Origin of the sequence: Inhella sp. (assembly GCF_027532025.1) — a bacterium.
GTDB lineage: Bacteria > Pseudomonadota > Gammaproteobacteria > Burkholderiales > Burkholderiaceae_C > Inhella.
The window spans coordinates 1-12,759 of record NZ_JAPZSY010000121.1; the positions used below are offsets into that span (position 1 = coordinate 1).

Genomic DNA, 12,759 nt, shown 5'->3' on the forward strand with positions numbered 1-12,759 from the left:
GTCTGTCCCCGCCGTATTCAGAACGGTGCGTGAGCCGTCCATTAAGTTCTGCGCAATGGATGACACCACCATCCCCGCCTTCCTGCGCAAACGCGACCAGATCATCGACCATCAGGACCGGCGATATTGGGCTGAGTCAGAGCACTACTCAGGTCTGACCCCGCTGGGGGTCAGCGAGTGGCTGCGCATCACACCAGCGTCTGAATGGCCAACAACCTACATGGGGTTGCGGCAGATGGGCGTAGGCGAATGGCTGGTTGACTGGCTTGAGCTTGTGATGGCCAACCACCAGGGCACTCTTTATCTCGAGCCCAAAGTGGTCGAGGCTTTCTTGTACCTGATGTCCAGGCGAGATACCTATGAATCACTGGCGAAGTCCGAAGGCTTGCTTGGTGCCCTTAAGTCCACGGTACTGCGTCTGCGTGGCATGTTTGCCGTTGACCCCGCTGACAGGTCAGTCAACATCGATGTGGTCTTGGTCGAGGCGATGGTGGCGGTTTTGGATGGAATGACAGCCAGTGCGTGGCCCGACCGGGTGTTTTCTATGGGCGGTGCGGTTGACGAGGTGCGTGATGCCAGAGAACCCGCAACTATCGCTTGATCTGAACAAGCCCTGCAATCACTTCGAGCTGCGTCTTGAGGATGGTGTTGCGCAAGGCAAGCATCTCACCGGCGGGAAGATCACGCTGTATTCGGAGATCTGGGTCGACGGGAATCACATCGATGAGCCGCACTTTATTGACCTGGCTCTACTCATCCAGAGCCTGCATGAGCAGCGCTGGTTCGAGATTTTTACCTGCGGGTGTGGGGTCGGAGGGTGTGCTGGCATCGTTGACGGAATACAGGTCACGCACCGCACAGGTCTTGTTCAGTGGTCTTTCCGCCGGCCCCAAAGCGCAGGCAATCTTCTGGACCCAGCGCTGAGTGAGTGGGAGAAGACAGCCGTCCCGGTCGTATTGGTTTTTGAGCGGACCCAGATGGTGAAGGCCATTCAGGACTACCTCGATGCGATTCGCACATTGGTCCGCGCGGAGCCGAGCAGGTTTGAGTGGCCGGTGCATGGTTTGTCCGTTTCGGACGTAGTCAAGATTGATCCAAATAAGCCCTTCTACGACATCGAGGGTGGAGATTAGAAATGCCAGTTCAACAAGTTCTTACCGACCAGCGCGTACCAGTCAAAATCTGGACCGACGATGTCGACGACCGATCGAAGGAGCAACTGGCCAACATTGCTGGGCTGCCCTTTGTTCATCACCACGTTGCGGCGATGCCTGACGTGCATCTCGGGATCGGCGCCACCATCGGTTCTGTGATCGCCACGCACAAGGCCATTATTCCGGCGGCTGTCGGTGTGGACATCGGCTGCGGCATGGTGGCCGCCCGGTTGTCGATCACGGGCAACGATCTGGACGAAAAAGCCCTGAAGAAGGTTTTCGATCAAATCACCCGGGATGTGCCGGTGGGGCGTGGTCAACACGCCGATGACCGTGTGCTGGTGGATGCTGCGCGGCCTTTCGAGCCAGGCTTGAAAGCGCTCACCGACCGTCACCCCCAACTTCTGAAGGCCTTCGGCAAGTTCTCAAAGTGGACCAACCAGATGGGTACCCTCGGTGGTGGGAATCACTTCATCGAGGTTTGCCTGGATGAGTCGGATCAGGTGTGGGTGATGTTGCACTCGGGCAGCCGGGGTATCGGCAATGCGATTGCCGACTACTTCATCCAGTTGGCCCGCAAGGACATGGAGCGCTGGATGATCCAGTTGCCTGACCGTGACCTTGCATATTTCCCTGAGGGTACAGAACACTTCAATGACTACGTGGAGGCGGTGCACTGGGCCCAGGAGTACGCGATGGCCAACCGCCAAGCCATGTTGGACCTGGTGCTCGATGCGCTGGCGCGGCACCTACCGCCATTCACTGTGACCACCGAGGCGGTGAACTGCCATCACAACTACGTGGCCAAGGAGCACCATTACGGCACTGATGTCTGGGTGACGCGCAAAGGCGCCATTCGCGCCCGCGAGGGCGATCTGGGCATTGTGCCGGGCAGCATGGGCGCACGCAGTTACATCGTACGTGGCAAGGGAAACGCCGAGAGTTTCTGCTCCAGCGCCCACGGTGCAGGTCGCCGTATGAGTCGGACGGCAGCTGAAAAGCACTTCACCGAGGCTGACCTTGAGGCGCAGACCGCAGGCGTGATCTGCCGCAAAGACAAGGGCGTACTCGATGAGATTCCGGGGGCCTACAAGGACATTGATCAGGTCATGGCAAACCAGCGCGACCTGACCGAAATCCTTCACACCCTCAAGCAGGTCGTCTGCGTGAAGGGCTGAACCATGGCCATTGCACTTGAGTTCATAGACTTCGTCGTGCCGATCGACCTCATCCGGCAGAAGTATCCGGGCGGCTGGGCGCAATGCCTGCAGGACCACGAGCGCCTGATCGGGGGACGAGTTTGGTTCGATGAACATCTGCTACGCGATGGAGCTATGAATCCGGCCGATATCGAATCACTCGTCGAGGAGTGGACGTCGCTCGGATTCCAGCCAACGGCAGAGCTCGATGGACAACGAATCTGGCAGGATTGCTGCGTCGTCGAATCCATGCTTGGTGGTCCTACGCTACCTTGCGACTGGCTCGAACTTTCAGAGGATGGCCGATCAGCCTGGCTGAAGGGCACTCAACCTGGGGAGATTAAATGGCGACAGAAGCGGATGCCACTATGACGGACCCCCAGCCGTTTGTCCCGATCCTCACCGTGATGGTGGACTATGGTAACGCGCCGTTTTTGTGGTGCGTTGATGCACCAAAGGAAGTTGGCGTCGGTGGGAATATTTGCGATGGCACTGGATGGGATGAGACCTGCCCGATGTCCGAAGGGCTCTGGCGAAAGTTTGCAGACTGGGCGATCGAGTTTGATCGAACATCGTTCTACTCCGAAGACTTCGACGCCAGTGGTTGGGATTGGGTTGCCTTTCACGAGCGAGGACTGCAACTGTCTCAGTGGCTCAAGGACGAGGTTGGCAACGCGTACCGCGTCGTCTACGCGAAGCCTTGTGAAGATCCGGACGGAAGATTGGATGAGCGCAGGGAGGTCCTGGCCGACGGCACATTGGTGCAGCTACCTGCGTTTAGGTAGGCGCGATGAATTTCGAGCAGCCAACACGTCTTTCATGATGTGATATGGCCAAATCGTCGAATTCACGCCCTCGTAGCCAAGCCGTTACTATCTGGTTCTGATTGCGGACGCGGGTTCGGTTCCGTGTTCCACCCTCGTGGACAAATGGCCGAAACGGTGGACTTTCGGCCAAAAGCAGGGACAACCGTTCAGGCTATGGCGCGGAATTGAACCGCGCTGCGTCCTGCTCCCTGACGATTTCGTGCCAGCGTTTGGCTGGCTCCGAGGGGGTGGCCGGGCTCTCGATTTCCTCGATGGCTGCTGCAGCGGCATTGCCACGCACACTGTTGTCGATCTCCCATGCCAGGATCGCTGGCAGTGAAAACCGTAGGTTGCCCACCAGCATCAGGTGCGGCACGCGCTTGCGATTGCGCTCTGTCTGATCGCGAAAAAAGTGGGTCGGCAGCGATGCTGCCTCGGCGATTTCCTTTGCCGTGAAGTAATGGCTCTCGGCGTCGGCCCCGAGGCCTTGGCCGAGGGTCGCTTCCGGTTCGGCGGGCTTGAACTCCCGAGTGATGCCGAGCATCGTCATCAGGTGCTGCGCGCTTCGTTGCTCGAATTCCAGGATGTCGGCGTCGTGGTAACGCACCTGTCGGAACAGCTTGTGCCACACAGGCCCTTCGCCATCGAGTCGCCAGCGTCGCAGTGTCTTGAGGCTGACCTGCCAGCGGTCGGCGAGGTGCTTTTCGGTCATCACTGGGTAGTGCATCTTTTTCTCCTGAACAGATGACCCCATGACAACGCTGTTCGACGAAGAAGCCAAGCTCGGCATTTGCGGCAGGCTGGATCAGGCCTTGACGGAGTTCAAGCGCAGCATCAGCGTCATCGGATGCTGCGGTGACTCCTGGAAGCCGTAGTGCTCGTAGAACTGCTTGGCGCGGTCGTTGAGAGCGTGGACGAGAAGCGCCCGGACACCGGCGTTCTGCGAAACGATCACCGCTCGGCCGACTGCGTCCTGCAGCAGGGATGCTCCAAGCTTGATGCCTTGCGCCCGATGGTCGACGGCCAGCCGGGCCAGAACCATCACGGGCACTGGATCGGGCATGTTGCGTCGCACGCTGCTGATTGCCGCCTGATGTGACACCGCGCCTGCGGCCATCGCGTAGTAGCCGTAGACGCGTGCTGCCTGATCTGCGACAACGAAGGTGCGGCTGGCACCGCTCAATTGGTTGGTCAGTGCCCGGCGCTTGAGCCATTCATCAAGACTGGCTTCACCGCAAGCGAAATCGTCCAAGTTGTGGGTGGCAGCGAGCGGAATCGGTGCGCTCAGTTGCAAGCTCATGCCGCGCCGGTGCTCCAGGGTGCCTTGACGGCCATGAGACGTTCAAGCCCGGGGTTGGGGCCGGGAGGTGCGTCGAGCATCGCGGTGAACTGCTTGAACTTGTCGGCGTCCAGGCTGAAAAAGACCTGATCCAGCACCACGGACTGCGCGCGGTCGCAGGCCGCTTCGAGCATGAAGTCCGAGCGGTTCTTGCCAAGCAGGCTGGCCGCGTGATCGATCAGATCGCGCTGTTCGGGCAAGGCCCGCAGATTGATGGCGGCGTCACGCATTGGTTTCTCCTATTCGCGCATATACAACAGATACACGGATTGTGGCGCAGCGTGTAGCCGTTGTCAATACGAGGTTCGTCACTTGCTGCAGGAAGGGGTGCCGACTGGTAGCCAGTACACGACTTCAAAACCTGTTTTCCGGGGTTGCTCCAGTTCGGACGAATGTCCACGGAAACGGCCAAATGACCCAAATCCGGGACTGGAGACTTGCGGACGGACTACTATTCAGATGACGGACGCGGGTTCGGTTCCGTGTTCCACCACCATAATGTGAAATCCCAACCCCTATCCGGTTGGGATTTTTTTTGCCCGTTCCCCCTGTGTTGGCGCGGTTTGCGGCCTTGGACTCATGATGGGTAGCCTGCCTTGGGTGGCTCGTCTGGAGCGTCACCTGCGTCACGGCCTGAGTCCCCCTCCCAATGCTGAGATCGGGTCAAACGACGTCCGGCGGTTTGCCTGCTCGCCGCCAGGACTTCAAGGCTTTGAGCTCACAATCGCATGCCACTCGGCAACGCCGACGCCGCACGATCAACACGCTTGCCAAGCCGGAGCGACGTTGTCAGGTTGTTGGGCTCCTGACGGAGCCGTACAAGATCTTGTTGTCGGCCACCCTTTTGGGTGGCCTTTGACCCTTGCCAGGCCGCCACGGCGATGTCACGACGCCCCGCTCCGCCCGACGCCTCCGAAGCCACCGTCACGTTGCGCGGCCGGGTGCCTGCCGGGGTTTGGGTGTTGGGTTTTGTCAGCCTGCTGATGGACGTTTCTTCGGAGATGGTGCACAGCTTGCTGCCGCTCTTCATGGTGGGCAGTTTGGGGCTGAGCGCCACGGCCGTGGGTTTGATTGAGGGTTTGGCAGAGGCCACCGCTTTGGTCGTCAAGGTGTTCTCTGGTGTGTTGAGCGACAGGCTGGGGCGTCGCAAAGGGTTGGCGGTGCTGGGTTACTCCTTGGGCGCACTGACCAAGCCGGTGTTCGCCTTGGCCAATGGGGCTGGCGTGGTGCTTGGAGCGCGATTGCTCGATCGCGTTGGCAAGGGCATTCGGGGTGCTCCTCGAGACGCCATGGTGGCCGACATGACGCCGCCCGCCTCGCGTGGTGCGGCCTTTGGCCTGCGGCAGTCGCTGGACACAGTGGGGGCGTTCTTGGGGCCCTTGCTGGCGGTGGGCTTGATGCTGCTGTGGGACAGCAACATCCGGGCTGTTTTTTGGGTGGCGGTGTTGCCCGGCTTGCTGGCCGTTCTGTTGCTGTGGATCGGTGTGCGTGAACCTCCTCGTGGGGACCGTGCTGAGTCGGGCGTGCCGATTGACCGCACCGTATTGACTCGGCTGGGGCCGTCTTACTGGTGGGTGGTGGCGGTGGGCGCGGTGTTCACCTTGGCGCGATTCAGCGAGGCGTTCTTGGTGCTGCGAGCCGAAGGCAGTGGCATCCCTCTGGCCATGGTGCCTTTGGTGATGGTGGCCATGAACCTGGTTTACGCGGCCACGGCGTATCCGTTTGGCCGGTGGTCGGACCGAGTGGGTCACGGCGGTTTGTTGGCCGCTGGCTTGGGCATGCTGGTGTTGGCCGATGTGGTGCTGGCGTCCAGCACCCACCCCGGCGTGCTGTTGCTGGGCGTGGCACTGTGGGGCATGCACATGGGCATGACGCAGGGTCTGTTGGCGGCCCTGGTGGCCAGCACGGCGCCTGCGCCATGGCGTGGCACGGCCTTCGGGGTGTTCAACCTGGTGTGCGGTTTGGCCCTGTTGTTGGCCAGTGGGGCGGCGGGTCTCTTGTGGGATGCCCACGGACCGTCGGCCACCTTTCTTGGAGGTGCCGTGCTGGCCGTGTTGGCGCTGGTTGTGCTGGCGATGGCGCCACGAAACGTGTTTCGAGCCGCAGACAGCTGAGGGCCCTGGTGCGCCGGCAAGGCAAGCGGTTGCCGGTGCTCAGGCGCCCAGGAGGCGCAGGGCCAGCCACAGCGGCAGCCCGAGGTACAGCAGCACAGAGCGAAGCAACTCCAGCCCGGCGCGACTGCGAAGCGCGTCGGCGGGGCGCCAGAGGCTCAGCAGCAGCGCTGCGCCTTCCACGGCCACACGCAAACCAGCGGCCAGCAGGCTCACGGCCACCACCCAGCCTGCCCACCACAGGAACAAGCCGATGGCGTAGGCGCCCAGACCGTGCGTTTGGGCCTCGCCCCACCAACTGCCGTAGGCGATGTGCTGGTGCAGCAGGAATGCGGGAACGGCCATGAGCAAAGGCAACAGAGCGTGTTGGGCGAGCCAGGCGCGGCGGAGGCGGTTGGGCGCACCAGCTTGCTGCCACTCGCGGGCCCAGCGAAAGGCTTGCCAGCGTTGGTGCCAATCCGCCGCAGGCTGTGGTGCTGAAAGGAGCGCGGGCGGGGCGCCGGCGCTCCAGGCATGAAGCCAGAGGCGAGGGCTGGGCATGGCGAGCCAGTGCCGGCGTCCTTGTGCGTCGGCCACACGGATGCCTGCCAGGGGCCACCAGTCGGGCCAAACCCAGGCCTGCGCTGGGGACAAGAGCCGAGAATCCCTGTCGCCCACAGCATCAGGGAGGTGCAGGCGGGCTAATTCGCCCTGCACGCTGACGCGGCCGCGGAAGGCGCGCAGGATGAACCACGCGGCCCCCTCCGGGGCCAGCACCAGGGCACCGAAGAGGCGCAACTGCCACAGAAACTGCGTGCCAAAGCTGTCGTGCCACAGCCAAGCGGCGCCCAGGCCCAGCAGGCTGATGCGGGCGGTGGTGCGAAGCATCAGCACGGCGAGCAAGGCCGAACGGGGCAGGGCGGCCACGGTGAGGTTGGGGCTCCAGCCGGCGGGGGAGCGTGCGCCTTCAGGGTGCCAGCGGTGGCGCCAAATGGGCGCCAGGGCCAGGGCCAGCATGGGCAACAAACTGAGCAGGACTGCCGGCCCCACCCAGTTGCCCCAGCGAACCAGTAGGGTGGGGCGAGGCTCGGGCACGGGCAAGGAGCCGATCACCAGGGTTCGTTCGCCCATGCGGGAGGCGGCCAGCACTTGACCACGCGCATCGATCACGGCGCTGACGCCGTTGGTGGTGACGCGGAATTGGGGCAGTCCGGTTTCGATGCTGCGAAACGCCGCCACGGCGCCATGCAGGCGTGCTCCCAATGGCGCGGTGGTGAACCAGGCGTCGTTGGACAGGGTGACGATGGCCCGCGCGCCCAAGCGAGCGCCGGCCAGAGCCAAGGCGGGGTCCACGTCATCCCGGCAAATCAGGGGCAGCACGGGCACTTCGCGGCCATCGCGCAAGCGCAGCGGAAAGACCCGCGCGCCATCGCCTGGTTGCCAGCGACCGGCCCAGGGCAGCCATCGCTGCAGCCGCGGGCCGTCAAGCCAGGCGGGAACCCACTCGGTGAGCGGAAACAGCCGGGTCTTGCGGTAGAAGCTGAGCAGGCCCGGACCGGGCTCCACGAAGGCGGCGGCGTTGTACTCGCCGCGCTCGTCGCGGTCGTACGTGCCGAACACGAAGGGCACGCCTGCTGCTTTGACGATGCCGAGGATTTCGCGGTCCAACTCGGCCCCGGCTTCGCTCTTGGCCTGGTTGAAGGTGGTGGGGTAGACGGTTTCCGACCAAAGCACCGCATCGGCCTGCTGGCGCTCCACGGCGTCGTGGCTCATGGCGAAGTGGAGGTCCAGGATCTCTCGCACCACGGCATAGCTGCCTTCCGACCGTCGCCGGGCCTCGTAGTCGGTGAGGTTGGCCTGCACCATGCCGATGCGCAGTTGGGGGCTGTTGGCGGGCAGGGGGGCGGGCTGGCTGCCCAGGGCCAAGGTCAGGGCCAACGCCGGCAGCAAGGCGGCGCACGCCCAGGCCGGCAGCGAGGGCCCGCGTGTGGCGTGGCGAGATGCGTTGGGCCGCCAGCCGCCGCGCCAAGCACGGCCGGTGTCGGACAGCGCCTGGGCCAGGGCTTCGTTGGTCAGCAGCAGCAACGCGGTCAGGCCGGCCACGCCCACCCAGGCTGCCGCTTGAGGCAACAGCGGGGCAGGGTACAGGCCATGCCCCAGGGAGTCTCCCAGCAGCTTAGGGAACGCCCACTCGGTGCCCACCCAAGCTGCCATGCCCGCCCAAGCGCCCCACGCCGCACCCAGGCGCTGGCGAGTCGCGTGGCGCGCCAGCACAAAGACCAGCCATTGAGGCTGGAACACGGGCGCGAGCAGGAGCAGCACGCCCAGGCCCAGTCCGGCTGGACCCTGGGTGTAGTGGTCGATGGCCTGCCCGAACCAGTGGTAGCCGGCGGCGGTGTGCAACACCGTCAGCAGCCAACCCCAGCCCAGGGCTTGGCGCCATGAGCGGCAGGCATTCAGCACCCAAAGGGCTGGCAACAACAACAGGGGGGCCAGCAGCCAGGCGTGGCCGCCCTGCACGTAGACGGCCATGAGCGCGGCGCTGGCCAGGGCCCAAGTGGTCAGACGCCCGATGGGGGTGTGACCCTTGGGCTGGGTGTGTTGGGGAGAGAGAGACGGAGCGCGCATGGGCAGGCGTGCACGGTGAGCCCAGGTGCGCGCCGGGCGCGAGGGCTCGCCGTGGCGATCAGGGGGTAGGACGGGAGGAGTCGAGGGGAGGCGGCACCACGATGCGGCGCATCGGCAGGCCCGGGGGCGCCCATTCCGGAGGCACGACGCGGTCCGGCGGCACGGTGATGACCCGGCCTTGGGCGTCCACGAACTGTCGGTCGGGCGCGAACATCAGGATGGCTTCGATGCGCTGCCCATCGTCGGTGGCTTGGTGGTGACGCACGTAGCCGTCAGGCAAGGCGAAGTCTTCGGGCACAGCCAGTCCGACCAGGGGCGGGCGAGTGCCAGGGGGTTGGAAGGCGCCAAGCCCGGTGTGCACGCCGGCCGCATGCAGGCGTTGGATGACTTCGGCCATGCTGGGCGCTTGGCCGGCCGGCACGTGCGCGGCGAGGTCGTCGTGGTCCACGGGTGGGGAGGTCTGGTCCGGTGCGGAGGCGCTGGCCACAGCGGGCGGGGGCTGGATCGCCGCCCTGAGGGCTGGCGTGGCGATCGGCAGCGTGGCTGCTTTCGTGGGCCGGGCAGGGTCCTCTGGGCGAGGCGTTTCAGAGGGCCACAACAGCAGGGCTGCTGCAGCCACACAGGCCAATGCCGCCCCCAGGTACACGAACTGGGGGCGGACGCGCCGGCGGGCAGAGGGTGGGTTCATGGCCGACGGCGTGGCGCGCTTCAGGGCGCAGGCGGGTTGGCCACCGACAGCGTCCAGCCCATGCGCTCGTGCCCGAACTGGTTCCAGATGGGGCTCTTGCCGCTGGTGAAGCTGGTGTAGCGCGGAGCGCCGGAACTGGTGGTGCCACCCAAGAGCCCAGCCGAAACCGTACCGCCCGTGAAGGTCGGGTGGGTGTCGTCGGATTGGATGTAGTCGAAGCTGCTGCTCGCCGAGACGAAGTGCGTGTTCGCATCGCGCAGCGTGGCCCGCAGCGTGGAGGTGATGCGCGTCAGGTAGTTCGCTTCGCTCTCGCCTGCTTGGTAGCGCAGGGCGTTGGAGTCAACCAAACCGTCGCCATTGCTGTCGAAGTCGGCCCCCATGTACTCGGCAAAGCTGTCTGCGCACTTGAAGCCTTTCTGGCGGGCGTACTCGCACATCCAGTAATTCATCTTCACCAGCGCCGGCAGGAACTTGTCGCGCAAGTTCACGGTGGCACCCGTGCTGGCGCTTCGGCAACTGCTTTGCACGTTGTCGGCCGCGTAGCCGGGGTAGTACAGGTTGGAGACGATTTTGAGCTTGACGCCCGCGTACGCGTTGGCGTTGATGTAGTCCATCGCCGCGGCCACGTTGGTTTTGCAGTTTTGCACGGCGGTGTCGAGCACGCCGTAGTTGCAGGTGCCGGTTTGACCCTTGAAGTTGGAGCGGGCTTGAAGACCATCGTTGCCGCACATTTCGAACGTCACCACCCGGGTGTTGGCGGCCTGCATGTACGAGCGCTCGGCCACGATCTTGTTGCGGTACACGTCCGAGGCCACGGCGCCCGATTTGGTGCGGCGCACGCTCTCGATGTCGGCGTTCCAAAGTGCCGACAGGTACTCAGCCTGGACCGTGGGCGCCGCGTACTTGGCGGCGTTGGTGGTGGAGCCGTTGTAGCCGGCGTAGATGGAATCGCCATAAGCCACCACGCGGTACTTCGCGGTGGTGCCCGCGCGGTCGATCGTCCACGAAACGTTTTGGTTCAAGGTGCTGGCCGAGGTGGGCAAGGCCAGCGCCGCGAGGGCCACGGCTGCCATGAGGCGAGAACCAAGACGGCGCGCGAACGGCGCCTGGAACAAAAGGGTCATGCGTGTCTCCAGAGGGGTTGTGAGCGTCGAGCCGAGGCCGGTCAAAACTTCTCAAACTGCCGTAACGGGGATTCCGGGCGCAGCCCACCTAGCACGTTCGCGCATTTGAGTGGTGTGAAGTACTCCCGCAAACCCCTAGGGGTTGGCCATGGGTTTCGGGAAGCCCTAGGGGAGGAGCCCCAGCGCCTTGTGTCAAGATGGTCAAAAACCAACAGGGGCTGGAGAAGACGATGGGACCCACCGAAATGATGCTGCTCGCAGGCGCCGTGGGGGCGGTGGCTGGCGCTGGCTTGGCATGGGCGGCGGCCGTGCTGCGTTGGAACCGCCTGAGCCTGAGCTATCGGCAGCAACTGAAGAAGTCGGAGCAGGCCCGGCAGTTTGCCCAGCAGCAAGGCGATCAAGCGCGTCGCCAAGTGGATGGTTTGCAACAGGAGTTGGCCGACTTGCGCCAACGACTGGCCCACCAGCAGCAGGCTCAAGCCGAGCCCGAACTGGACCCCGATCAGATCAGCGACGAGGAACTTTTGCTGCAAGCCAGCCGGATCACCGACTGGGAATCGGAAGAGCCTGATGGGGACGGGTTTGCCAAGACCCAAATGATCATGCCGCGACGCCGCTGATCGCCTGCCCGGCCGTCACCCTGGGCGGCGGCCTTGCCAGCGTTGGATCCAGTGCACCAGGACGACGGCCCCACCCATCAGGACGCCAAGCCCACCGGGCACAACCGTGCCCATGGCGGCCCAAAACAGGGTCTCTTGGGCGTACTGCCACCAGCCCGTGCAGGGCGTGGTTTCGCCCAGCCATCCACCGCATTGCCCCGCGTACGCGGGCAGCCAGGCCAGCACCATCAGGGCGTAGCAGGCCAGCCAGGGGCCGAGCAGGGCCACGCCGATCCGCAGCCCGGCGGCCTGAGCCGGTCTCATGGCCTTGAGCACACGCCAAACGACCACGGGTGGCGCCGCGACCAACAGGGTCGAGGTGCCCAGCACCAGCAGCGAGATGACGATGTCCATGGCGGGCGACGGCGGTCGGTCAATCGACGGGCACGCCCCGTTGCCGGAAAGCGGCCTTGAGGGGCTCGGCAGCGCCGAAACAGTACCCAGGCAGACGGTAAGGCGGGGCACCTTCGATGTCCAGCCACACGCTGGGTTGCCCCCCGGAGGACGGCGTGACGCGCACGGCGCGGATGGTGGCCACGTCGATCGCGTGGTGCCATTCGTTCTTGAACAGGGTCAGGGTGTTGCCTTGTAACTGCAATCCGCTGATGCTGTTTTGCCACCAAATCAACAACGCCATGAAGGCGGCGGTACCCACGACGGCGGTAAAGGGCCAGGGCGCTGCCTGGTGCAGTCCCAGGGCGGTCAGGCACAGCCCAGCCAGGCCGACCAGGGCGACGACCGGGCGTCGCCCGCGTTGTTCGTAGCGGTAGTCCATCGGGCCCTCCTGATCTGCGTGCTGGCACCGAATGGTGCTGGCCTTGGGCGGGTGAAGCCACTGGGGCTGGCCCGGGTGCTGCCGCTCGCGCAGCGCCGTCGGCTCGGCCTGCAGGCGGGCTAGGAGTCTGCGCGGCAGAAGCCCAGGCCGGCGTGGCCCCTGGTCCGGCGCAGGCTCGGAGCGACGCCGCCGTGGACTCGTGTCCACAAGAAGGAGCGACAACGCATGCGCCGGATCCAGGGGCCACCCTTCGGGCCGAGCCCCGGGGGCGACAAGCGTCGTTGCCGGCTCCTGACG

15 protein-coding genes are annotated in these 12,759 nt (G+C 64.4%); 7 read left to right on the forward strand and 8 right to left on the reverse strand.

The window, feature by feature from the left end:
- The 5 genes from O9335_RS14500 to O9335_RS14520 all read left to right on the forward strand — a co-directional run.
- Positions 1-601, forward strand: a 601-nt coding sequence (locus O9335_RS14500) for a hypothetical protein (RefSeq protein WP_298389356.1), incomplete at its 5' end; no start/stop codon positions are given.
- Entirely contained in the window at positions 573-1,133 is a 561-nt protein-coding gene (locus O9335_RS14505; RefSeq protein ID WP_298389358.1) for a hypothetical protein, read from the forward strand. The genes O9335_RS14500 and O9335_RS14505, both read left to right, overlap by 29 nt.
- A 2-nt stretch (positions 1,134-1,135) precedes the next feature.
- Positions 1,136-2,332: an RtcB family protein gene (locus tag O9335_RS14510; RefSeq protein ID WP_298389360.1), complete on the forward strand. Its 1,197-nt coding sequence runs from the start codon at positions 1,136-1,138 to the stop codon at positions 2,330-2,332.
- 3 nt (positions 2,333-2,335) lie between these two features.
- Positions 2,336-2,725, forward strand: a complete 390-nt coding sequence (locus tag O9335_RS14515; RefSeq protein ID WP_298389361.1) for a hypothetical protein — start codon at positions 2,336-2,338, stop codon at positions 2,723-2,725.
- Positions 2,698-3,138, forward strand: coding sequence for a hypothetical protein (locus O9335_RS14520; RefSeq protein WP_298389363.1), 441 nt, complete (start codon positions 2,698-2,700; stop codon positions 3,136-3,138). The genes O9335_RS14515 and O9335_RS14520 overlap by 28 nt, the downstream gene beginning before the upstream one ends.
- A gap of 193 nt (positions 3,139-3,331) precedes the next feature.
- Here the strand turns inward: O9335_RS14520 and O9335_RS14525 are convergent, their stop codons facing one another.
- The 3 genes from O9335_RS14525 to O9335_RS14535 form a co-directional block, all read right to left on the reverse strand.
- Positions 3,332-3,886, reverse strand: coding sequence for a helix-turn-helix domain-containing protein (locus O9335_RS14525; protein WP_298389365.1), 555 nt, complete (start codon positions 3,884-3,886; stop codon positions 3,332-3,334).
- Between the two features lie 78 nt (positions 3,887-3,964).
- On the reverse strand, positions 3,965-4,459 hold the full coding sequence (locus O9335_RS14530) for a GNAT family N-acetyltransferase (protein WP_298389367.1): 495 nt from the start codon (positions 4,457-4,459) through the stop codon (positions 3,965-3,967).
- The gene (locus tag O9335_RS14535; RefSeq protein WP_091566395.1) at positions 4,456-4,728 is read right to left on the reverse strand and encodes a DUF1778 domain-containing protein; all 273 of its coding nucleotides are present in this window, start codon (positions 4,726-4,728) and stop codon (positions 4,456-4,458) included. Before O9335_RS14535 ends, O9335_RS14530 begins: the two co-directional genes overlap by 4 nt.
- 651 nt (positions 4,729-5,379) lie before the next feature.
- Between O9335_RS14535 and O9335_RS14540 the strand changes: the two genes are divergently transcribed.
- Entirely contained in the window at positions 5,380-6,612 is a 1,233-nt protein-coding gene (locus O9335_RS14540) for an MFS transporter (protein WP_298389370.1), read from the forward strand.
- A gap of 39 nt (positions 6,613-6,651) precedes the next feature.
- Here O9335_RS14540 and lnt read toward each other — a convergent pair whose 3' ends face one another.
- Genes lnt through O9335_RS14555 form a run of 3 tightly spaced genes read right to left on the reverse strand, consistent with a single transcriptional unit; the run spans position 6,652 to position 11,028 of the window.
- Positions 6,652-9,216: an apolipoprotein N-acyltransferase gene (gene lnt / locus O9335_RS14545; protein ID WP_298389372.1), complete on the reverse strand. Its 2,565-nt coding sequence runs from the start codon at positions 9,214-9,216 to the stop codon at positions 6,652-6,654.
- 58 nt (positions 9,217-9,274) lie between these two features.
- Positions 9,275-9,904 carry a hypothetical protein gene (locus tag O9335_RS14550; protein WP_298389374.1) on the reverse strand — a complete coding sequence of 210 codons (630 nt, stop codon included), beginning with the start codon at positions 9,902-9,904 and terminating at the stop codon, positions 9,275-9,277.
- 20 nt (positions 9,905-9,924) lie between these two features.
- Positions 9,925-11,028, reverse strand: coding sequence for an SGNH/GDSL hydrolase family protein (locus O9335_RS14555; RefSeq protein ID WP_298389376.1), 1,104 nt, complete (start codon positions 11,026-11,028; stop codon positions 9,925-9,927).
- Between the two features lie 230 nt (positions 11,029-11,258).
- On the opposite strand from O9335_RS14555, the gene O9335_RS14560 reads away from it, so the two are divergent.
- Positions 11,259-11,648: a hypothetical protein gene (locus tag O9335_RS14560; RefSeq protein ID WP_298389378.1), complete on the forward strand. Its 390-nt coding sequence runs from the start codon at positions 11,259-11,261 to the stop codon at positions 11,646-11,648.
- A 15-nt stretch (positions 11,649-11,663) separates the two neighbouring features.
- Here O9335_RS14560 and O9335_RS14565 read toward each other — a convergent pair whose 3' ends face one another.
- Positions 11,664-12,041 (reverse strand): hypothetical protein, encoded by a 378-nt coding sequence (locus O9335_RS14565; protein ID WP_298389380.1) that lies wholly within the window; start codon positions 12,039-12,041, stop codon positions 11,664-11,666.
- 19 nt (positions 12,042-12,060) lie between these two features.
- Complete coding sequence (locus O9335_RS14570; RefSeq protein ID WP_298389381.1) at positions 12,061-12,462, reverse strand: hypothetical protein; 402 nt, start codon at positions 12,460-12,462, stop codon at positions 12,061-12,063.
- Between the last annotated feature and the right edge of the window lie 297 nt (positions 12,463-12,759).